This is a genomic window from Acinetobacter sp. AG3, from assembly GCF_022343575.1.
GTDB lineage: Bacteria > Pseudomonadota > Gammaproteobacteria > Pseudomonadales > Moraxellaceae > Acinetobacter > Acinetobacter guillouiae.
Genome location: NZ_JAKQZD010000001.1, coordinates 1636424 through 1657615, shown reverse-complemented (window position 1 = coordinate 1657615; position 21192 = coordinate 1636424). Strand labels below are relative to the sequence as shown.

Annotated in this window: 19 protein-coding genes; 4 read left to right on the top strand and 15 right to left on the bottom strand. The window is 37.3% G+C overall.

Annotated features, from left to right (window positions below; all coding sequences use genetic code 11):
• Positions 1–115: 115 nt before the first annotated feature.
• The 6 genes from L3V46_RS07645 to L3V46_RS07620 all read right to left on the bottom strand — a co-directional run bounded on the left by L3V46_RS07645 (position 116) and on the right by L3V46_RS07620 (position 5147).
• A protein-coding gene (locus L3V46_RS07645; protein ID WP_225367773.1) for an IS3 family transposase occupies positions 116–1248 on the bottom strand; the annotation gives its coding sequence in 2 pieces (ribosomal slippage) (positions 116–996 and positions 996–1248; 1134 coding nt in all).
• 482 nt (positions 1249–1730) lie between these two features.
• Positions 1731–2474 (bottom strand): LPS export ABC transporter ATP-binding protein, encoded by a 744-nt coding sequence (lptB, locus tag L3V46_RS07640; protein WP_004724336.1) that lies wholly within the window; start codon positions 2472–2474, stop codon positions 1731–1733.
• Complete coding sequence (gene lptA / locus L3V46_RS07635; protein WP_085942773.1) at positions 2474–3016, bottom strand: lipopolysaccharide transport periplasmic protein LptA; 543 nt, start codon at positions 3014–3016, stop codon at positions 2474–2476. Before lptA ends, lptB begins: the two co-directional genes overlap by 1 nt.
• A 10-nt stretch (positions 3017–3026) precedes the next feature.
• Positions 3027–3572, bottom strand: coding sequence for an LPS export ABC transporter periplasmic protein LptC (gene lptC, locus L3V46_RS07630; RefSeq protein WP_004822582.1), 546 nt, complete (start codon positions 3570–3572; stop codon positions 3027–3029).
• Between the two features lie 39 nt (positions 3573–3611).
• On the bottom strand, positions 3612–4151 hold the full coding sequence (locus L3V46_RS07625; RefSeq protein ID WP_004724342.1) for an HAD-IIIA family hydrolase: 540 nt from the start codon (positions 4149–4151) through the stop codon (positions 3612–3614).
• 3 nt (positions 4152–4154) lie between these two features.
• A complete protein-coding gene (locus L3V46_RS07620) occupies positions 4155–5147 on the bottom strand; it encodes a KpsF/GutQ family sugar-phosphate isomerase (protein WP_004822585.1) in 993 nt (330 codons plus the stop codon).
• Positions 5148–5344: 197 nt separating this feature from the next.
• Here L3V46_RS07620 and cysS point away from each other — a divergent pair, with 197 nt between their 5' ends.
• Positions 5345–6766 (top strand): cysteine--tRNA ligase, encoded by a 1422-nt coding sequence (cysS, locus tag L3V46_RS07615; protein WP_004822587.1) that lies wholly within the window; start codon positions 5345–5347, stop codon positions 6764–6766.
• Between the two features lie 322 nt (positions 6767–7088).
• Entirely contained in the window at positions 7089–7709 is a 621-nt protein-coding gene (locus L3V46_RS07610; protein WP_004822589.1) for a TetR/AcrR family transcriptional regulator, read from the top strand.
• A 46-nt stretch (positions 7710–7755) separates the two neighbouring features.
• On the opposite strand, the gene L3V46_RS07605 is transcribed toward L3V46_RS07610, so the two are convergent.
• From L3V46_RS07605 to L3V46_RS07575, 7 genes are all read right to left on the bottom strand, one after another.
• Positions 7756–8706: a LysR family transcriptional regulator gene (locus L3V46_RS07605; RefSeq protein ID WP_004822592.1), complete on the bottom strand. Its 951-nt coding sequence runs from the start codon at positions 8704–8706 to the stop codon at positions 7756–7758.
• Between the two features lie 146 nt (positions 8707–8852).
• Positions 8853–9680 carry an NAD(P)-dependent oxidoreductase gene (locus tag L3V46_RS07600; RefSeq protein ID WP_239045360.1) on the bottom strand — a complete coding sequence of 276 codons (828 nt, stop codon included), beginning with the start codon at positions 9678–9680 and terminating at the stop codon, positions 8853–8855.
• A 182-nt stretch (positions 9681–9862) separates the two neighbouring features.
• The gene (locus tag L3V46_RS07595; protein ID WP_239045359.1) at positions 9863–11119 is read right to left on the bottom strand and encodes an acyl-CoA dehydrogenase family protein; all 1257 of its coding nucleotides are present in this window, start codon (positions 11117–11119) and stop codon (positions 9863–9865) included.
• Positions 11120–11150: 31 nt separating this feature from the next.
• Positions 11151–12401 (bottom strand): SfnB family sulfur acquisition oxidoreductase, encoded by a 1251-nt coding sequence (locus L3V46_RS07590; protein ID WP_239045358.1) that lies wholly within the window; start codon positions 12399–12401, stop codon positions 11151–11153.
• Positions 12402–12633: 232 nt separating this feature from the next.
• The gene (locus L3V46_RS07585) at positions 12634–14025 is read right to left on the bottom strand and encodes an LLM class flavin-dependent oxidoreductase (RefSeq protein ID WP_239045357.1); all 1392 of its coding nucleotides are present in this window, start codon (positions 14023–14025) and stop codon (positions 12634–12636) included.
• 297 nt (positions 14026–14322) lie between these two features.
• The gene (locus L3V46_RS07580) at positions 14323–15231 is read right to left on the bottom strand and encodes an EamA family transporter (protein ID WP_239045356.1); all 909 of its coding nucleotides are present in this window, start codon (positions 15229–15231) and stop codon (positions 14323–14325) included.
• A gap of 190 nt (positions 15232–15421) precedes the next feature.
• Entirely contained in the window at positions 15422–15922 is a 501-nt protein-coding gene (locus L3V46_RS07575) for a YaiI/YqxD family protein (RefSeq protein WP_171066881.1), read from the bottom strand.
• A gap of 245 nt (positions 15923–16167) precedes the next feature.
• Between L3V46_RS07575 and L3V46_RS07570 the strand changes: the two genes are divergently transcribed.
• Positions 16168–17097, top strand: a complete 930-nt coding sequence (locus L3V46_RS07570) for a hypothetical protein (protein WP_239045355.1) — start codon at positions 16168–16170, stop codon at positions 17095–17097.
• A gap of 1150 nt (positions 17098–18247) precedes the next feature.
• Here the strand turns inward: L3V46_RS07570 and serC are convergent.
• The gene (gene serC / locus L3V46_RS07565) at positions 18248–19327 is read right to left on the bottom strand and encodes a 3-phosphoserine/phosphohydroxythreonine transaminase (protein WP_239045354.1); all 1080 of its coding nucleotides are present in this window, start codon (positions 19325–19327) and stop codon (positions 18248–18250) included.
• A gap of 352 nt (positions 19328–19679) precedes the next feature.
• Between serC and L3V46_RS07560 the strand changes: the two genes are divergently transcribed.
• Positions 19680–20492, top strand: coding sequence for an AraC family transcriptional regulator (locus tag L3V46_RS07560; RefSeq protein WP_239045353.1), 813 nt, complete (start codon positions 19680–19682; stop codon positions 20490–20492).
• Positions 20493–20532: 40 nt separating this feature from the next.
• Here L3V46_RS07560 and L3V46_RS07555 read toward each other — a convergent pair whose 3' ends face one another.
• Positions 20533–21129, bottom strand: a complete 597-nt coding sequence (locus L3V46_RS07555; protein WP_239045352.1) for a LysE family transporter — start codon at positions 21127–21129, stop codon at positions 20533–20535.
• Between the last annotated feature and the right edge of the window lie 63 nt (positions 21130–21192).

Genomic DNA, 21192 nt, shown 5'->3' with positions numbered 1-21192 from the left:
ATTATCATTTAGTTAAAATCTTACTTGTTTATTTTACTAATTTATTGCGATTAAAGAGGTGGTCCCACATGTTTGAACAACTAAAAGCTTATTTATAAGTGATACTCTGCTCTAGTTAAGCTACCTTATTTTGTTGTGGTAGCTGGTCATAGTAAAACTCATCTGGAGTCATTTTGTCCAGACTCGAATGAGGTCGTTTCAAATTATAAAATTCAAAATATGCGTTTAATTGCTTCTTCGCATCCAAAACATTGCTGTAGGCTTTGAGATACACCTCTTCATATTTAACGCTCCGCCATAATCGTTCAACCATCACATTATCAACCCATCGACCTTTACCATCCATGCTGATTTGGATGTCATTTGATTTCAATACATCAATAAATGCATCACTGGTAAACTGACTGCCTTGGTCTGTATTAAATATTTCAGGTCGACCATATTTTTCAATAGCTTCATTTAATGTTTCTATGCAAAATGTAACCTCCATACTAATCGATACTCTATGCGCAAGTACCTTGCGGCTATGCCAATCAATCACAGCACATAAATAAACAAAGCCTTTTGCCATAGGGATATACGTTATATCCGTAGACCACACTTGATTACTGCGCTGAATAGCCAATCCTTTGAGCAGATATGGATATTTGCGGTGAGCTTGATTAGCCTGGCTTAAATTTGGTTTGCAATATAACGCATTAATGCCCATTTTCTTCATTAAAGTACGTGTATGACGTCGTCCTATATGATGTCCTTGACGATTCAACAAATCACGCATCATACGGCTACCTGCAAAAGGGTATTGCATATGTAACTCATCCATACACCGCATCAGCTTCAGATCTGATGCACTCACAGGTTTTGGGCGATAGTAATAACAACCACGGGAGACTTTCAGCAGCTGAGCTTGCTTAGATACTGAAATCTGAAGTGAGTCATCGATTAACTTTTGTGGTTGAAGCGGCCCAGTTTCTTCAACACACCTTCTAAAAAATCAATTTCTAATGCCTGCTCACCGATTTTTGCATGTAGTTTTTTTAGATCGATGGGTGGTTCTGTTGGAGCTTTTGATTGATCGAAAGCTTGCGAGGAAGCTGAAATCAGTTGATTTTTCCAGTCGATAATTTGGTTTTGATGAACATCAAATTCAGCACTCAATTCAGCAAGTGTTTTTTCTGCTTTAATCGCAGCAAGTGCTACCTTAGCTTTAAAATCATTTGAATGATTTCTTCTTGGTCTACGTGCCATAAAATACTCCATATATTGATGTTTATAACATCATTTGGGGAGCAAAATATCACTTATAAGTGTTGTTCAAATTTCCTGATCCACCTCTTAAATTTAATTATCACTTTATATTCATTACTAACATTATCAATGATCACTTTTATAAATTTATTTAAATTCTATTAATAGTCTTACCCTTTTAAAACGGAACATTCTATTATCCCCATACTATTCATAGCGCTTAAAAATAATAAATTCCCATTTAATTTTTATGGGTATTATAGAAACTTAAGAATTTGACTTAGATTAAATTTTAAACAAAACATGTAACACATTTCTCTGTATGTGAAGAGCATCACATTAAAACTATGTTGTTAAATTTAAATGAAATAATAATTAATAAAATATTGAATCAAAATTGGAATTTTTAAAATTTTGGTCTCAAAAAATAAAAAAAAAAAAGATGAAGGTGATCCTTCATCTTTTTAAAAAAATCTGAGTGGTTAGACGGTAAAATCATCACCCAAATACACTTGGCGCACGGTTTCATCTGCCAACACTTCTTCTGGCGTACCTTCCGCAATCACAGCACCTTCACTCACAATATAAGCATGCTCACAAATCGCTAAAGTTTCACGAACATTATGGTCGGTAATCAAAACCCCGATCCCACGATCTTTTAACTGGCGAATAATATCTTTAATATCACCTACCGAGATTGGATCGACACCTGCAAAAGGTTCATCCAAAAGCATAAATTTTGGATCAGCTGCAAGTGCTCGTGCGATCTCTGCACGACGGCGCTCACCACCTGACACACTCATTCCAAGAGAATCTTTAATATGGGTGATTTTAAAATCTTCCAATAATTCTTTGAGGCGTTGTTGGCGCTGCTGTTTATTTAAATCTTTACGTGTTTCAAGGATGGCCATGATATTTTCAGCAATCGTCAACTTTCTGAAAATTGAAGCTTCCTGTGGAAGATAACCAATTCCTTTACGTGCACGCTGATGCATAGCTAAATCAGAAATATCTTCATTATCAAGATGAATTTCGCCCTTATCCATTCGCACCAAACCAACGACCATATAGAAGCTGGTGGTTTTACCCGCACCATTCGGCCCAAGCAAACCCACAATTTGTCCACTTTGCATACTGAATGAAACGTCTTTGACCACCCAACGTTTACTATAAACTTTTGCTAAATGTTTGATACAAAGCACTTGAGGTTGATTCGATGCTGTCATTAATCACGCGCTCCAGGGAAAGACTTGGTACTATTTGGCGGGATAATAATTTGTACACGTCCTTTCGCTGAACCTGTGCTATTTGAACTACCAGAAGCTTCAATATCGCCTTTGTTCATACTATATTTTAATGAACTGCTGCGAATACTTGCTCCATCTTGATATAAATAAGCATTACCAATTAAATTAATAATACCTGTTTCGGCATTATAAATAATTTTTTGTGCTTCCCCACGAGCAACACCCTTTGCCGTATCAACTTGTTGTTGAAACTTTGCTGGGCCCCCAGTGGCAGTAATGGTACTAATTTGCTTATTTTTATTCAATTGAGCCACAATTGAAGCAGCTTGAAGCTTCATTGTACCTTGCTCAATGATGACATTACCGGTATATGTCGTTACACCCGCAGCTTCATTATAGGTTGCTTTATCTGCAACCAATGAGATTGGCTGATTACGATCTGACGGTAATGCAAATGCTGCTGCAGACAAGCCCATTAAACCGGCAGTGCAGATCGCTTTTATTAGGAAAGATTGTTTCATTAAAAAAGGCTTAGTTAGGTACATACTTTCCTCGAATATGTGCAAATTCATATTGACCTTGGTTTAAATCAGCTTTTAAACCCTGACTAATAAATTCTGCATCAGGTGCATTAACAGTCACTTGGTGAGTCGTTTCAAACTGACGTATTTTAGGATACCCCGTTAACTCGTCTGTCTGAAATTCCATGGTCCCTCGTTCACCAATCTTGGTCGCTTTAACTTGTCCAGATAAAACGACTTTTTCATTGTCATTAAATCCTCGTGCTTGTTTTGCAAAAAAAGTTGAATCAACTTTATTTTGATGAAACATCGAAGCATTGAGGTTACTCAGTGTTGAAGTTTTTCTTTGTAAATCTTGTTCTAAACGATCCACTTGAGCACGAACATAAAGATTGCCCTTTTCATCTGTTTGGACCAACTGGATACCCTCAGCAGTATACGTCATGCTTTTGGCTGAATTCGCATCCAACTTTTTGCCTTTCCCACTGTAATAGTAATAGCCACCACTGATTGCCGCGATGACAACTGCAGTCACATATAAAACCTTAGTATCCATAAATTACATTCAACATTTGATCAATCTGAATTTACGCTATTAATGCGGTATAGCTGTATATTTTTCAAGTAATTCTTGGTAAGTGCCTTTTGCCATCAGCAACATATCACAGACTTCACGCACAGCTCCACGCCCACCCATTGCCTGTGTGACTAAATCTGCTCGACGACGCACTTCTACATGCCCGTTGGGTACAGTCACTTTCATCCCTGCGATTGCAAAGGCTGAAAGATCTGGCCAATCATCGCCCATATATAAACAGTCTTCAGGATCTAAATTGAATTGAGCACAGGCTTCTTTAAGTGCAGTCCCTTTGTCTTCACGCCCCTGAAAGACCAAATCCACGCCAAGATCAGCCATACGTTTTTCAACAATATTACTTTTACGTCCAGTGATAATGATGACTTTAATTCCAGATTTTTGCACCAGCTTCATGCCTAATCCGTCTCGAATATCAAAGGATTTAATTTCATCCCCTGTATTGGTCAACGTCACAAAACCATCACTCAAAATTCCATCTACATCTAAAACCAATGCTTCAATATGACGCGCTTGTTCCAGTAAAACATAAGAAGCCATTGATTAATTTACTCCAGCTTGAATCAGGTCATGCATACTAATTACACCAATCACTTTATTGGCATCATCAACGACAATAAATTGACTAATTTTCTTTTCATTCATTTTTTCTAAAGCTTCAACTGCACGTGCTTCTTTAGAAATGGTTGAAGGATTTTGAACCATGACCGCGGATACAGGCAAGTTCACATCAAAACCTTGCTGTCTATCAATTAAACGGCGTAAATCACCATCGGTAAATATGCCCAATAAGGTGTCATTTTCATCGACAACAGTGGTTAACCCTAAACGCTTATTGGATATTTCGTACAAAACTTTATTCATTGGTGTATCAGGAAATACTTTTGGTAAATCAGTGCCTGTACGCATCAAATGTTTTACATGTAACAACAGACGTTTGCCTAATGCACCAGCAGGATGTGACATTGCAAAATCATCTGCCGTAAAACCACGTGCATCTAATAACGCCACAGCCAACGCATCGCCCAATACCAATGTCGCAGTAGTGCTTGAAGTGGGTGCCAAACCTAATGGACATGCTTCTTTGATATTTCCAAGTGTCAACGCAACATCCGCATTTTGTGGCATGGGTCCTTTGTCATCACCGCTGATGGTGATTAAAGGCACTTCCAAATACTTAATCAGTGGCATCAACATCATAATCTCATCACTCTTTCCAGAGTTTGAAATTGCAATCAACACGTCACCTTTGACCAACATACCCAAATCGCCATGCCCTGCTTCACCAGGATGCATAAAGAATGATGGTGTGCCTGTTGATGCGAAAGTTGCTGCCATTTTCCGCCCAATATGCCCAGATTTCCCCATACCCGTAATCACTAAACGACCTTGGCACTGTAAAATAATTTCACATGCGCGCGTAAAGCGTTCATCAATTTGAGTCGCTAAAATCTCTATGGCATGTTCTTCAATGCGTAAAGTTTCAAGTGCAACTTTTTGAAAATCAACTTGATTTGATTTATTTTCAGGATTCAAAATGGGCTAACCTTAACTCTATAAAGAGTTTTGAATATCGAATGGAATATTTTTGCTATTTTAGCATAGCAATACAATAGGCTGCTTTCCTAAATGTATAAATTTCATTTTCTTAGAAAAATAACGTATAAAACTTTATGAAATATGGAGCTTAGGTTAAGATTAATCATCATTTTGTTGAAGCCTTTAGAAAACCTATGCAACCATTTGTTCTTTACAACTCTGAGCAACGAAAAAAAGTTGAATTTGTTCCCCGTAAAGAAGGACATATCGACATGTATGTGTGCGGTATGACAGTTTATGATTACTGTCATATAGGCCATGCTCGGGTGATGGTTGCTTTTGACTACATTATTCGTTTTTTACGTAGTCAAGGTTGGAATGTTAAATACGTTCGTAACATCACAGATATCGATGACAAAATTATTGCGCGTGCCAATGAAAATAGCGAAAGCATTACAGCTTTGACCGATCGTTTTATCAAGGCGATGAATGATGATGCCGAAAACCTAGGATGCTTAGCACCTGATGAGGCACCCCGCGCAACAGATTATATCGATCAAATGCAGAATATGATTGGCAACCTTGTCAATAAAGGCACGGCTTACCCTTCTGCAAATGGCGATGTCTATTTTGAAGTTGAAAAATTTAAGAACTATGGCCGACTTTCAGGACGTAAACTTGACGATATGCAAGCTGGCGCTTCTGAACGTGTTGATGTTGAAGTTGAGAAGAAGCATCCCTTTGACTTTGTGCTATGGAAACATGCTAAAGAAAATGAGCCTTCATGGGCTTCACCTTGGGGCAATGGCCGTCCAGGTTGGCATATTGAATGTTCAGCAATGTCAACTTGCTGCTTAGGCAATCATTTCGATATTCATGGTGGCGGTTCAGATCTTTTATTCCCACATCATGAAAATGAAATCGCGCAATCAGAAGCTGCAACAGATGAACAATATGTAAACTACTGGATGCATGTTGGCTTTATCAATGTCGATGGCGAAAAAATGTCGAAATCTTTAGGCAACTTTTTTACCATTCGTGATGTGATGGAGAAATTCCATCCTGAAGTGATTCGTTATTTTATTGTGTCATCACACTATCGTAGCCCTGTAAACTTCTCGGACTTTGCACTAAAAGAAGCAAAAACTACGCTTTCTCGTTTTTATCATGCATTTAAAGCGTATCAACAAGTCTATGGCAATAAAACCACAGACCTGTTAGATGAAACGCTCGTCGAGCGCTTTAATTCAGCAATGCGTGATGACTTCAATACATCTGAAGCAATTGCAGTTTTATTCGAAATTATTAAAGAATTGAATCGTGCGGTTAAAGAAGAGAATGCAGCGCAATCTACGCTTTATTATTCTACGTTACGCCACTTGACCAATATCCTTGGCTTGGTTCAATACAATGTAGATGACTTTTTAAAATCAGACATTGGTCAAGAAGCACTTGGCTTATCCGAAGCTGATATTGAAGATTTCATTCAACAACGTGTTGATGCCAAGAAAAATAAAGACTTTGCCCGTGCAGATGAAATCCGTCAGTCTTTGCTTGCTCAAGGTGTAGTACTGGAAGATACACGTCAAGGTACCATTTGGCGCCGCGCGGATTAATTTCTAAGAGCTTTATTAAAAAGAAAAACCTGATCAAATGATCAGGTTTTTTTGTAAAGTCGTTGCTGACTAAATATGTTTTTAAACGGTACATCTCTTACAGTTTCTTTATATTCATCGTATGACCATACTTAAGTTTAGTTTTATAAATTGTTTGTTGAAATTTTATCTCTCCTAATTTACTTATATAAAAGCTAAATTATTAAATACATTAAAAAAATAAATATTTTATTGAATATGATGGACTATAGTTTTATTGAATCAGCGAAATAGCTGATATACTCTGAGTCCAGTTCTTCATCAGCGGTTTTGGATCAATAGAATGAGTTCAGTGCGCCAACAGAATTTTCTTCTTCGCAAAGAGAAAATTTTAGCAATGGCAGAAACCTTATTGCTTGATAATAATCAGGATATTACGTTAAGTGAGCTTGCTGCTGAACTTGATATCGCAAAAGGAACGATCTATAAACATTTTAAAAGTAAAAACCAGCTGTATCTTGAACTGATTATTTTGAATGAAAAACGACTTTTAGATATTTCTAAAGCCTATCATCATGATATTAAAATCTATGTATCCGAATACATGTTATATAACATGTTAAATTCGAATCGAACAATTTTACTGCATGTGATTGAAGAGCGTTTAACCAATAATGAACGTAAACTCAAAGACTTATTCGAAGAACTTTATAGCATACGTGAGCAACGTATTTTAGAAATTAAAGATCTTTTCGGGGCACATCTCAAAGCCTTAAACAGTAGTATGTCAATCCGTGATTACTTGTCTTATATCTGGACAGTGACTTATGGCGCATCATTATTGTTAAATTCTACGCACTATCAAAAGTCTATTGGCTCTCGTGAACGCTTAATCAAACTCTATGTCAATCAAGCATTGATGACACCTGATAAGCTAACCGATTCAGAGCATCAAGCGAATTAATCTTAAAAGGATAACTGTTCTTAAGCTATTGAGTTTAAAAAATCCTCTAAACTTCAGGCTGATCGCCATGGCTTAATAACTGACTGGGTAAAGGCATGGAGTTCACCTGACTAAAAATCTCATAACACATATGTCTTAACCACTGATGGCTGGTTTTATGGTGACATGACATATGCCAATACTGCTTAATCGAATAAGTCGGAAAGGAAATTGGTGCTGGAAAAATTTGTAAGTTTCCTCGTGACAACAAGACTTCGCTCAAATAATAAGGAACGGTTGCAATCGAATCTGTATCTTGCACCACTAAGCCAACACCCAGATAACTCGGAATACGCATCAATACATTACGTTTTAAATCCAGATTTAACAGCTCATTGGCGATGTGATAATGCCCCACACCCGCATCAATATCGATGTGTGATTCACTCAAATACTGCTCAACGGTCATGCTTTGTTGAGTTAATCGTGGATGATCTTTAGATGCAATCACCACATAAAATTGTTCGAATAATTTTTGTTGATAGAAACCATTTTCTAATTGCGGTAAAAAACCAATCGCCAAATCAATTTCACCATTTGCCATCTGATAACTGGTTTCAGAGGTGATGGCGCGAACATTTAATTTGACATGTGGTGCATGTGCTTTGAGATATTGAGAAATTTTAGGCAATAAAACTAAGTGAGAAACATCCGTCATCGCAACTGTAAATTGTTGCTGAGATGCTGTTTCATCAAAATCCACACTAAAATTATTAATAATTTCAACTTTACTCAGTGCTTCACTGATCAAAGGATAAAGTTGTTTAGATAATTCTGTAGGCACCATTTCATTACCAATCCGTAAAAATAACGGATCGTTATAATGAACACGAATTTTGTTCAGAATATTGCTTACTGTAGGTTGGCTCATCGCTAAATGATCTGCGGCAACAGAAACACTTTTAAACTTGTAGATATAGTAAAAAATACTGAGCAACTTACAATCTAACTCATACACGAAATTACATCTCACTCATTTTTTAGATTCAATATTATATCTTCTGCTTTTTTATAAAAATTTCCAATGTTTTAATGTACCGATTTTAAACAATCAAACCAGGATTTTAAAATCGGTACGGATTATTGGCGCGATCCGCTCAGCAATTATTCTTTAACAAACAAATCTACCATCAACTCATCCTCTGAATCAGCATAGCGATATTCAGAAAAATCTGTAATACCCGACTCTCGTAGGATTTCTTCATCAATCAACAAACGTCCTGTTAAAGCACGTTTCTCACTGTTTAAAATACGATAAGCGGCGTCTGCCATAATGTTCGGTTTACGAGCTCTGCTAAATAATTGCTTACCGCCTAAAGAAAACTCAATTGCAGCTGTGGCAATAATCGTTCTTGGCCATAGTGAGTTTACACTCACTCCATAACTGGCAAACTCTTGATTCATCCCTAAAGTCAGCATACTCATACCATATTTAGTAATGGTATAAGGTGCATAGCTGGCAAACCATTTTTCATCCAAGTTTAACGGCGGTGAAAGATTTAAAATATGTGGATTGTCACTGTTTTTTAAGTACGCTAACGCAGCTTGACTACATACCATCACAGCACGTGTATTAATCTGATACATTAAATCAAAACGGTTTGGGTCAAGCGTCTCTACCCCAGACAGTTTAATCGCACCAGCATTGTTAATTAAAATATCAATTCCACCGAAATGCGATGCTGCTTGTTTCATGGCAAGTGCAACCGCATCTTGATCACGTACATCCAGTTGAAGTGCTAAAGCTTGACCACCTGCCGCCTCAACTTCTTGAGCAACAGTAAAAATCGAGCCTCCTAATTTAGGATGCTCTTGTGTAGATTTTGCAGCAATCACAATGTTCGCACCATCTTGTGCAGCTTTTAGTGCAATCTCTCGCCCTATTCCTCGGCTTGCACCGGTAATAAAAAGTGTTTTTCCTTTAAGCGACATGATTTCCTCGTTGTATTTGTTTTTTGCTGTACTAATCTACTTAACTTTTTTTTCTCCTCATAGTACCAAATCTGCCATTTTGTATACTCATGAGTACAATAATTATTGTTCTTTATGGTCTTTATAAAAATCAAAAGCTTGCATAAGCAAGCTTTGGACTAAATGTGATTAAAATTTAAATTCTAGGCAGCGCCAACTTTTGGGCTTGTTCCAATTTGCCAAACAAATGGCAATGGTTCACGATTGACTTCCCAATCACCAATCACTTTTTCCTTATATACGACTGGATTATGTGAAGATACGACCCGCGCATTGCGCCAGAAGCGATCAAGTTGTTTTGTGGTGGTACTTGCAGATGCGCCAAGCGCATTAAACAACTTACTGGTTAAATCCAAGACTAAATCAGAAATAACCACCTGCCCCTGTGCCGCTTCTAATTCAGCATCATTATTTGCTTGAATATTTTTTACTTCGGATTCACTAAAGTGACTGATATATGCACGCTGCAAAGCTTCTGCTGTTTGTGTGGTAATGCTTTCACTTGCATAGGCTTGTGCGGAAGCTTTACCAATCACCTGTAAAATCTGTGGATCATTACGCACTAAATCAGCATTGCCATGACTAAAAATACGATCACGCTTTTGTACTTCATGAATAAATGTTGTAACTGCTGACTGTGCAATACCTGATAAGGTCGCCAAATGAATCACTTGGTAGAACGCAGTCTGATATTTAAAACGTTGTTCAAAAGGCAAAATATGGTCTGGTTCGACTGCAACATTGCTTAACGTTAAAGTGCCACTCCCCGTAGTTTTTTGACCGAAACCATCCCAATCATCTTGTACTTCAACCCCAGAAGCATGTCGAGAAATCGCAGCAATAACATGCTGATCCGTACGTTCATCATAGGCAAATAAATCAACCCAATCCGCAAAGATTGTGCCTGTCGAATAGTACTTCTTCCCATTGACCAGCAATTGATTATTATTTTGAGTCACACGGGTAATCACATCACCAATTTTTACATGACCAATTTCAGTCCATGCATTCCCCACCAAATCACCTTGCACAAAACGTTTAAACCATAATTCTTGATTCTTAAACTTATGTGCATTTAATCGATCTTCAACAAAAGCGAAATGCCCTCGCAATGCTTGTACAATATTTGAATCGGCCTGAGCTAGTTCAGTGAGCAATTGAAATAACTGAGGTAAAGACACCCCATCTCCACCAAACTTGACTGGTACACGTAATGCACCAAAACCCGCATGTTTTAACCAGTCGATTTGCTCATACGGCAATATACGCTGTTGCTCACGTTCAACGACACCTTGTGAAATCTTTTCAAAAATTGCGCGATATTTTGATGCAACCTTTTCATAATCTGCTGAGATTGATAAATCTTCAATAAAACGGTTTTGTATATCTAAGTTACCCATTTTTCTCTCCATCTGTTGGTTATTGTTATTCTTAACTCCACGCATGGCGTGGTAAGTGAATGTTATTGAGATAATAATTACCGACTAAATTAAATTTCCAACGTACAGGATCATGCAAAGTATGAGTACGGGCATTACGCCAATGGCGATCTAAATTTAATTCAGACAATGTTGAACGAGTACCTGATAATTCAAATAATTTATTTGAAGCCAGAATGGCAATTTCAGTTGTTAATACCTTGGCTTCTGCAACCAGTAATGCCGCCTGATTAGCATTCTCTTCAGATGGTTCGGCAATTGCTTGATCAATTGCATCACCAGCCAAGTCTAAAACAGCTTCGGCTGCACGTAATTTGATTTTTAACTCCCCTATACTTGCAATGGTATACGGATCATCGCTGGCTTTTTCTAAACCTGAGTCAATCCAAGGGCGTGAATGTAAGCGTACATATTGAATCGTTTCATCAATTGCACCACGAGCAATACCTGCATCTACTGCGGCTTGAATAAATTGAGAAATCGCACCTGCTGCTGTAGGTCTTTCAAAGGCTTTGTGAATCGGCACAATATATTTTTCATCAACTTGAACTTGTTTTAATAACACAGTTCCACTCGCTGTGGTTCTTTGTCCAAATCCAGACCAATCATTGACAATTTCCAGACCTGTACTGGTTCGTGGCGTTAAGGCAACCACAGGCAGCCCATCTTCATTAACTGCTACGACAGGTACCCAATGTGCCAATAAAGCCCCTGTAGCAAAGAATTTTTGACCATTAATTTCATAACCTTGGGCTGTTTTATGTATTTTGGTTTCTAAATCAGCAACGGTCTTGCTGCCTTTTTCTGAAAACGCATTGCCTAAACGTCGACCTTTTAAAATTTCAGCAAAGAAAAATTGTTGTTGTTCAGGACTGGCATCTAAACGGAGATGCTCAATAAAAGCCCAATGATTTTGAGCAATTTGCCCAAGTGAAGGATCAACACTAGAAATGGTCTTCACCACTTCGGCTAAAGTACGATATTTCACATCAGCCCCACCAAATGCCTGAGGAATATTAATTCCCCATAAACCACTTTGTGAATAGAGCTGTATCTCTTCAAGCGGCAAACGACGTTCATAATCACGTTGTGATGCCTCTTTGGCAAATTCTTTGGCCAAATTTTTCGCCACTTGAATGGCTTCCGCATCTGATTGAATAACATGTGCATCATGATTCAATTCAAAAAATTGCAAAGGAACCGCTGTCTGAGAAGAAAAGTTTTTTTGGTTTAAATCAGTCATTGTTGTTACTCTTTTAAATAAGCATGGATTTAAACTAGCACTATTTTTTTATACTATTTATATGAATAAATGCATTTATTATTCAAAACAAAATCATAAATTTATCATTAAAATTCATAACTATTAAAATCATAAAAAAAGCCCACATGACGTGGACTAATTTCTAACGGATGAACACAATCAATATGCAATAAACAATTATTTTAGATGCTTATTTAAAATTGGACTTAGACTAACTTGCTTGTGCTAAGCTATTCTTATTGTCTTTGCGATATTGTGCACCTCGATGATTCTCTGGCAAATAAGCACTTTGTTGAAATAGTTTCTCTCGTAAAGTCCCCTGACGATATTCTGTTTGATAAACACCACGGCGTTGTAACTCAGGTACAATGAAATCTACAATATCAATAAAAGTTTGATGAGCAAGAATATAAGCTAAATTAAAACCATCGACATCGGTATCTTCTACCCATTGTTGTAACTCATCAGCGACCGTCTGTGCTGAACCAACCAATACAGGGCCATTTCCCCCCACACTATTCCAATGGGCAATTTCTTCTATGGTCCAAATACGCTTAGGATCTGCATTGACATAAGCATCTAGCATTGATTGGATTGCATTGGTTTCAATATACTCAACTTTATCATGTGGTTGATACTGTGAAAAATCCACACCAGACCAACCAGACACCAAAGTTAAAGCACCATCATAACTCCCATAAGACTGATATTCTTTAAATTTCGCCTGTGCCTTTTGATCCGTTTCATCCGTTACAATTGACAATAAGCTATAAATTTTAACAGCATAAGGATCTCGCCCTTCCTGTTTTAATTTTTCACGAATACTTTGAACAATTTTCTTAGCGGCTATTTTTGACGGTGGCGCAATAAAAATACATTCGGCATTTTGACTTGCAAATTTTTGTCCCCGAGCTGACGCACCTGCTTGGTATAGCACAGGCGTGCGTTGTGGCGAAGGTTCACAAATATGAATACCGGGGACTTTAAAGTATTTCCCCTCATGTAAAATGGGATGAACTTTTGTATGATCAGCAAAGATTCCTGACTGCTTATCTCTTAAAACAGCATCGTTTTCCCAAGACCCTTCCCACAACTTATATAGCACTTCTAAATACTCATCGGCAATATCATAGCGATCATCATGATTTAATTGCGTATTTAGACCCAAGTTTTTAGAACCACTTTCCAAATAAGAGGTGACAATATTCCATCCCACCCGACCTTTGGTAAGATGATCTAATGTGCTGATTCTTCGTGCAAAAGGATAAGGATGTTCAAAAGAAATTGATGTAGTTACACCGAAACCTAAATGCCGTGTTACCGCAGCCATCGCTGGGACAATTTGTAAAGGATCATTAACTGGAACTTGTACTGCACCAGTCAAAGCATGTTCTGCACTGTGGTGGTAAACATCATATATCCCGAGTACATCCGCAATAAAAATGCCATCAAACACGCCCTTTTCCAAAATTTTAGCGAGATCAGTCCAATACTCAATATCTTTATATTCTGTCGAACGATCTGAAGGATGACGCCATAAACCAGGAGATTGGTGGGCAATACAATTCATTTCAAAGGCGTTAAAGCGGATCTGCTTCGTCATTTCTCTTCAACTCATTTTGGTTATTATTTTTATCCTATGCCATTTATCTTTATTCTTTTATCTCAATATCTTCAATTATTATCATGATTGCTTTTATCTAAAATGGTGAAGTGAATATACTATTTTATAAAAAGTGCTTTATTTAAAATGACTCATATTGGCCTTCATCATTCTGTAAGTATCATGATTAACTTTGTATAAAAATTAAAAACACATCTTATTTCAAAAGCATGAATCCAAACTTAGTTTGATGTTAATCACTCAGTATAAAATCTAAAGAAAAAGAAAAATTCGATGCTAATTTTCAATCTTTTTAGCCAGCAATTGACGTGCTTTAAAATCTTTATAGAAGTATAAAATTAGTCCAAAGATCAAAACCGCCGCACCAATAAATACACTCATTGTCGGTTTCTCATTATTGAGCATCGCACCTAAAAACATGGCAATCATTGGGGTCATCACAGTCGTCAATGACAAGGTTGTAGCTTTAATATTTTGCACCAATTTAAAATAACAAAACATCGCCAGTAATGAAGCCATCAATACGGTATAAATCAACGCCAATAATGATTTGGTTTCGGGAATATGCGTAGGTGCATACTGCCAAATAAAAGGAATAATACACATTGCAGCCAGCGTAGAAACCAAGATTGAACCTGTTGCTTGCGCCATCGGAACAACATCTGCATTTACTTTTTTTACCCAAAAGATCGAAAAAGCATAGGTAAATACACTCATCAACATCAACAAGATTCCAACAGGATGCACATGTTGACTTGCCCCGCTACTGGTACAAATAATGGCGAGGCCAATAACAGCAACCAGCATCCCAAGCCATTGAATCCTCAGTAATCTTTGACCAAAAACAAAACGACCAATAAGCCCTGCCATAATTGGAGCTAATCCAAACATCAAAGCAATAATACCTGAACTTAAATAACTGGTCGCAGCATAGGTAAAAATTTGCGAACCAATCAGACTAAATGAGCCGGCTAAATAACTATGTAAAGCAATTTTATTGCACGGTAATTTAACTTTTAAAATCAGCAATAGAATTAAAGCAATCGGCAAAGCGATAAAAAACCGCAAAACCAAAGCCCACATCATATGTAAATCTGCCACACTCCATACAATTGCCAAAGGCGTACTTGCCCAAATGAAGACCAATAAAATATAAGTCGTCATCAGGTTGGATTTGGAGGGCATATAGATTCCTAAATGACTGCTGGATGTGAATTAAAATGTGCTGGGTTTAAAAATGAATTTCTACATTGATCTTTGCAAATTCAATTAAATCTTAATCACACAATGTGAAGATCTATTGAAAAGCAAGATCGAGTCATTCAAAAGGTCGAAAAAATCAGTCGCAGATGATTATTCAAAGCATGAATTAAACTTATATCGAAGTCTTACGTTTCTGCTTGAGAATGGTTTGGTCTAAGCTACTCGAAAACTCACGTTTATCACGCTCAGAAATCGGTGGTGGCCCACCTGTTTGTACACCTGCACCGCGCAAAGTATCCATAAAATCACGCAAATGTAAGCGAGCTTTGACATTGGCTGAAGTGTACACCTCTCCACGTGGGTGAATTGCCACACCGCCCTTTTCAATAACCTGTGCCGCTAAAGGGATATCCTGAGTAATCACGATATCATGCTCCCCCATACGATCAACAATTTCTTGGTCCGCTTGATCTGCACCCGACATTGCTTGAATTGAGTTGATTCGTACAGACGGTGTAATGCCCACAGGCTGGTTTGCAACAAAAGTAACTTCTAATTGATAACGGTCTGATGCACGTAAGATCACTTCACGAAGAATTTTAGGTAAAGCATCTGCATCGACCCAAAGTTTAAATGGCAGCACACAACATCTCTGATAAAGATTTTTCAACATTTTAGCAAAATGCCGCTTCGCTGTCCTATGCATATTCTTTTATTTATCGTGCAAATCTTTAACGACTTTCAGATTCAATCAAACTTTGCATTTCGCTTTTGGTGATTAAAAGTACAATTTCGGACGTGGTTTATGACAATTGAGTTTAATATTCTGGTTTTTCTTATGATTTTACATTTCAGGACTTGAAATCTAGCAATCACCCTCGATTTAATAGCATAAGAGAGGCATTTAAAATCGTGAAAATGAACAATCAAAACAGACCTGAAACAATTATCATAGAAGATCAGAATTTTGGTAGCCATGTCGAACATTGGAGTCTATTGACTGAAAATCCAACGTCCGAAGTGCCCAAATGGTTAGGTTTGGCTTTGGATGCACCAGTGATGCCCATGGGGCTTTGTTCAAAAGAATGCGATATGGATGTATCAACTTGGTTAATCCAAGGTCCAAGCGGTTCTTCTGTACAGCTCTGTCAAGTGATTGATGTTGAGAATAACAAACCTAAAGCTGTAAAAACGGCTTTCCCAAGTTTTGAAAGTCCCTATCAATTAAATGCTTCTATTGACCGTATTATTACCTGTAAAACCAATACTCAAGCAGTACTTAGCTTAAAAGTAGGAACAAATAGCGTAGTTTATGCATTTGACAGCTTGTACAGTGTAAACGGCCACCAATATTTGCAAGATCAGCAATATAAAGTTCAACTGAATGCATGGGCCTATGAACTTGAAAAAGTTTCTGACCATGAACAAATCATTGTTGATGATCCTGCTTCAATCAAACACCATCGTGCATTAAACGATATCCTGTCACAAAATAATGGTATTGCACCTGAGAACCTTCAAGAGCAAATTGATGCATGGGAAGCGAAGTCAGAAGATGATAAAGCACCTGTTACTGTCGATTTTTCTAAAATGGTGGCATACCTCTATGGAGAAACGCTAGGGCAAGAGGATGAAGCTTGGTTTCAAGGTAAAGTGGTCGGTAAAACTCAAATGCAGTTTATGCAACAAAATTATACCCTTTATGATGTGACTTTAATTCTTGAAGAGAACCAACCCGCAATCTTAGTCCGTATCGCAACCAAGGATCCTGCTTTCAAAAATTTTGAAATTGGACAATATATTCGCGGTAATATCTGGATTCAAGCAAACATTTATTCTGCTGCTTGATTCAAAAAACACATGATCAGCATGATGGAAAACCCATCATGCTTTTTTATTACATGTTTTGTAACATTTCTATTATATCTAAATAGATCCCTTCACTTTTTATCTTTTTGAATTCAAATTTACCAGTTATCCACAGTTTAAATTCAAAATTAAATAATCAGCCCTTTTTAAAACTATTTAAGTTGAAGAATATCGCCTGTTTATTTAAATAATAAATACATTCCCCTATTTGAAAAATCCCAAGAAAACGAATTCAAAAATAAATTTAAAAACAGCAGCTTAAGTATAAAAATTAAACCAATAAATATCATGATCTTGTTAAAAAATAGACTTCGTTTTTATACCTAAATCGGATTATTATCCATATAAAGACTAAAAAACAGACAAGTTATCCACAATGTATCCACAAAATCATGATTATAAATTCATAATATTTTTATTGATCGGGAGATAATAAAAGCCGCAACATATTAATAATGTAATTTAGCACTTTATTTAACCAGTCAATTATGTTAAAAATACGACGAACCAATAGGATTTAAACAATAATTTAAAAATCTAGGCTCAGTAATGAAAATTATACCTGAACAATCGACTAGTCTAATCAATCAAGTTAGTGGTTTTCACTTACGCTTGGATAAAGGAGCCTGCTGCTTTTTTGTTCTAGGTATGTTTTTAGCTGCAATGATGATCCATATATTAGGCATATTCCCGACGACTTAATGTTTTACGACATTTATCTCACATAAAAAAATCCCTCACTCTGGAGGGATTTTTTTATGTCTACAGACTTTAGGGTCTGTTGACAATTCGTCTACGTTTGCGACTACGTGTGTTTTTTAGGCGATACTAGGCACGAAATACGAAATTTAGTCATTCTAAATAAGTAGTTCGTAACGACGTAGCGGCAAAAAACACGCTAGTCCCGAAGGGTTGTGGCTAAAATTATCTCAGCCTTCGTTATGAAACTCGAAAATAGTCTCGCTATTCTCTTCGTTTCATGCCTTGCCTGCTCAATTTTAACCTACAACGCAAGCCATTTATGAAATGTCTACAGACCCTAATTTCCCCTCCCCTGTTTATTCAATCAAAGGAAAAAATTAAGGTTATGTTCAACAACAACAAATCATTTAAATGTTTTGAAGTAAGATTAGCCGTTACGTTGAGCAAAGTCATCCATAAAGTTGACAAGTGCTTGTACGCCTTCCAAAGGTACAGCGTTATAAATACTTGCTCGCATACCACCCACTGAACGATGACCCGCAAGATTGAGCAAATAATTTTCTTCAGCTTCTTTCAAGAATAATTTATCCAGTGCTTCATCTGCTAAAGTAAACGGTACATTCATGATTGAACGGTTTGGAAGTGCGATCGGGTTATTATAAAAATCACTAGAATCAATATAACCATATAGCAATTTAGATTTTTCAAGATTGGTTTTATACATTGCGTCTACACCGCCCTGCTCAAGTAACCATTCAAAAACCAAACCAGACAAATACCAAGCATAAGTTGCTGGCGTATTCACCATAGAATCATTCTTTGCTTGTGAACCATATTTTAACAAGCTTGGAATTTCAGGTTTTGCTTGATCCAATAAATCATCACGCACGATCACAAGGGTTAAACCTGCTGGACCAATATTCTTTTGTGCTCCAGCATAGATCAAACCAAACTTAGATACGTCTAATGGTGCTGATAAAATACTTGATGAAAAATCAGAAACTAAAGGTTTATCTGTTTCTGGAATATTGGCAAATTGAATACCGCCAATTGTTTCATTTTCAGCATAATGGACATAAGCCGCATCGTCTGACAAGTTCCATGTACTTTGCTCAGAAATTGCAAGCTTTCCATTGATGCTTGTTGCCGCTTCAACGATATTGATATCGCCATAACGTTGCGCTTCTTGAGTGGCTTTTTCTGACCAAATCCCAGTATGAATATAATCAGCTTTAGAATTTTTACCCAATAAATTGAGTGGAATTGCAGAAAACTGAAGTGATGCACCACCTTGTAAGAACAATACTTTATAGTTCTCTGGAATGTTCATCAATTTACGTAAGTCTGCTTCTGCTTTTTCAGCGACAGCCACATAGTCTTTGCTACGATGGCTCATTTCCATGATGGATAAGCCTTTACCATGCCAATCCAATAACTCAGCCTGAGCTTTTTCTAAAACGGCAGTAGGTAATGCAGCAGGACCAGCACAGAAATTGTACGCGCGCATGATTTTTCCCTTTTTAAAAGTGAAACGAATGAAATAGGCGCATTTAACCACAAATCGACCTTTCATGCAGTAGCTTTGTCAGTCAATATTTCAATATGTTTAGAGATTTAGAGTTGATAATTCAATTAACTATCGATATTGAGAGAAGCAAAATATTCTAGCTAGACTGCTCATTGATATTTTTAAACACAACGCTAAAACAATGACTTGTTACCGACCTGCTTTTCTAGCTGACCGCACAAGACTAGAACATTCGTTACGCATAACCATATACCAATTAGAAAACTCAATTTATCAGCTGAACTCAGTTATAATTTATCCAGCTTAAACTTTATTCATTGGTAGATGTTCAATGCCAGCATCAAATCATCAGGATTGGATTCGCACAGCATCGGAAACAGATCGATTTGAACGTATCGAAGCATTTTTTAATGATCATGCCTATGAACCACATCGGCATGATACCTATGCCATTGGTCGCACACTTTCAGGCGTTCAAAGTTTTCATTATCAAGGTGTCATGCAACATAGCCAGCAAGGTATGACCATGGTGCTGCATCCTGATGAAAAACATGATGGTGAATCAGGTACTCAAGACGGTTTCCGCTATCGTATGGTGTATATAGAACCTGCAAAAATTCAATCTATTTTAATGGGTAAACCTCTCCCCTTTATCCAACACGGGATCAGCACAGATCCTCGATTATTTAAAGCCACCAATACTTTTCTACAAAGCATCGAAAATCATATGGAAGTCTTGGAAGAAGAAGATGCGCTGTATGATCTGGCCATGGCTTTAAATGAGATTTCTGTTCAACCATTATCACAACGACTGAGTTTTGATTATCGTGCAGCAGAACAAGCTCGAGAATTTATTCATGCTGTATCTGAACAAAATATCAGCTTGGATGATTTAGAAAAAAGTATTGGACGCGACCGCTGGAGTTTGTCACGCGACTTTCGTTTATTGTTTGGAACCAGCCCACATCGTTATTTAACCATGCGCAGGCTGGAAAAAGTTAAAATCAATTTAATCAAAGGGGCTTCTTTGGTTGCGGCGGCAACAGATGCTGGATTTTATGATCAAAGCCATATGACCCGACATTTTAAACAAGCGTTTGGGCTCAGCCCTGCGCATTGGAAAAAGATCAATCACTTGCCTTAGGCGTAAAATACATAAAGATTCATTTCAAACTGGTGTTTCATCACAGCAAATGCATTCCTATAATAAAATCGCGTAGCATTCCAAGCCCTGTAACAATCAGCATGATTGCCATAATTTTATTTAAATAATTAAACCATTTAGGATCAGAAATTTTATCCCCTAAAAACTTGCCCGCCAAAGCATATATAAACGGCGCTCCAGCAGCACCCATTGAAATGATCAAAGATACAACAAAAATCATCACGCCTGTAATTTTAGCAGCAGGATACATAATTGTCGTGACGGGTAAAATAACCAGAATCCCTTTAGGGTTAAATAATTGAATTAAGAAACCATTTAAGAAGCTCAGTTGATGTTCGGCTTTGTCAGTACTTTCTAAATAGGCTGTCAACATTTTAACAGCCATATAAAAGGTATACACCGCTCCGACCAAAGAAATATAGTCTAGCCAGTGGTGAGGAATAACAGCCTCACCAACATAGCCCAAGGTCAGAAATAGAAATAACATTGCACAACCCACCCCAATGAAAAAACCGATGGATTGTTTAAGCTGCCCAAGCAGTCCTGAATTCAATCCAATGAAATTTACAGGACCGGGGCTATACATCACACTCAAGGTATAAAGAAAGATTTCCACAACAACACTCAACTTTGATCTAAATGAATTTCAGAAGATCAAAGTAAGTCTGTGGAAGTGTTT

Coding starts and splice junctions, on each gene's coding strand:
- lptC (WP_004822582.1), bottom strand. CDS start 3,572: ATGGATACTAAGGTTTTATATGTGACTGCAGTTGTCATCGCGGCAATC.
- lptB (WP_004724336.1), bottom strand. CDS start 2,474: ATGACAGCATCGAATCAACCTCAAGTGCTTTGTATCAAACATTTAGCA.
- L3V46_RS07575 (WP_171066881.1), bottom strand. CDS start 15,922: ATGTTGAAAAATCTTTATCAGAGATGTTGTGTGCTGCCATTTAAACTT.
- L3V46_RS07570 (WP_239045355.1), top strand. CDS start 16,168: ATGAACAATCAAAACAGACCTGAAACAATTATCATAGAAGATCAGAAT.
- L3V46_RS07590 (WP_239045358.1), bottom strand. CDS start 12,401: ATGACTGATTTAAACCAAAAAAACTTTTCTTCTCAGACAGCGGTTCCT.
- cysS (WP_004822587.1), top strand. CDS start 5,345: ATGCAACCATTTGTTCTTTACAACTCTGAGCAACGAAAAAAAGTTGAA.
- L3V46_RS07585 (WP_239045357.1), bottom strand. CDS start 14,025: ATGACGAAGCAGATCCGCTTTAACGCCTTTGAAATGAATTGTATTGCC.
- L3V46_RS07600 (WP_239045360.1), bottom strand. CDS start 9,680: ATGTCGCTTAAAGGAAAAACACTTTTTATTACCGGTGCAAGCCGAGGA.
- lptA (WP_085942773.1), bottom strand. CDS start 3,016: ATGAAACAATCTTTCCTAATAAAAGCGATCTGCACTGCCGGTTTAATG.
- L3V46_RS07610 (WP_004822589.1), top strand. CDS start 7,089: ATGAGTTCAGTGCGCCAACAGAATTTTCTTCTTCGCAAAGAGAAAATT.
- serC (WP_239045354.1), bottom strand. CDS start 19,327: ATGCGCGCGTACAATTTCTGTGCTGGTCCTGCTGCATTACCTACTGCC.
- L3V46_RS07580 (WP_239045356.1), bottom strand. CDS start 15,231: ATGCCCTCCAAATCCAACCTGATGACGACTTATATTTTATTGGTCTTC.
- L3V46_RS07625 (WP_004724342.1), bottom strand. CDS start 4,151: ATGGCTTCTTATGTTTTACTGGAACAAGCGCGTCATATTGAAGCATTG.
- L3V46_RS07560 (WP_239045353.1), top strand. CDS start 19,680: ATGCCAGCATCAAATCATCAGGATTGGATTCGCACAGCATCGGAAACA.
- L3V46_RS07595 (WP_239045359.1), bottom strand. CDS start 11,119: ATGGGTAACTTAGATATACAAAACCGTTTTATTGAAGATTTATCAATC.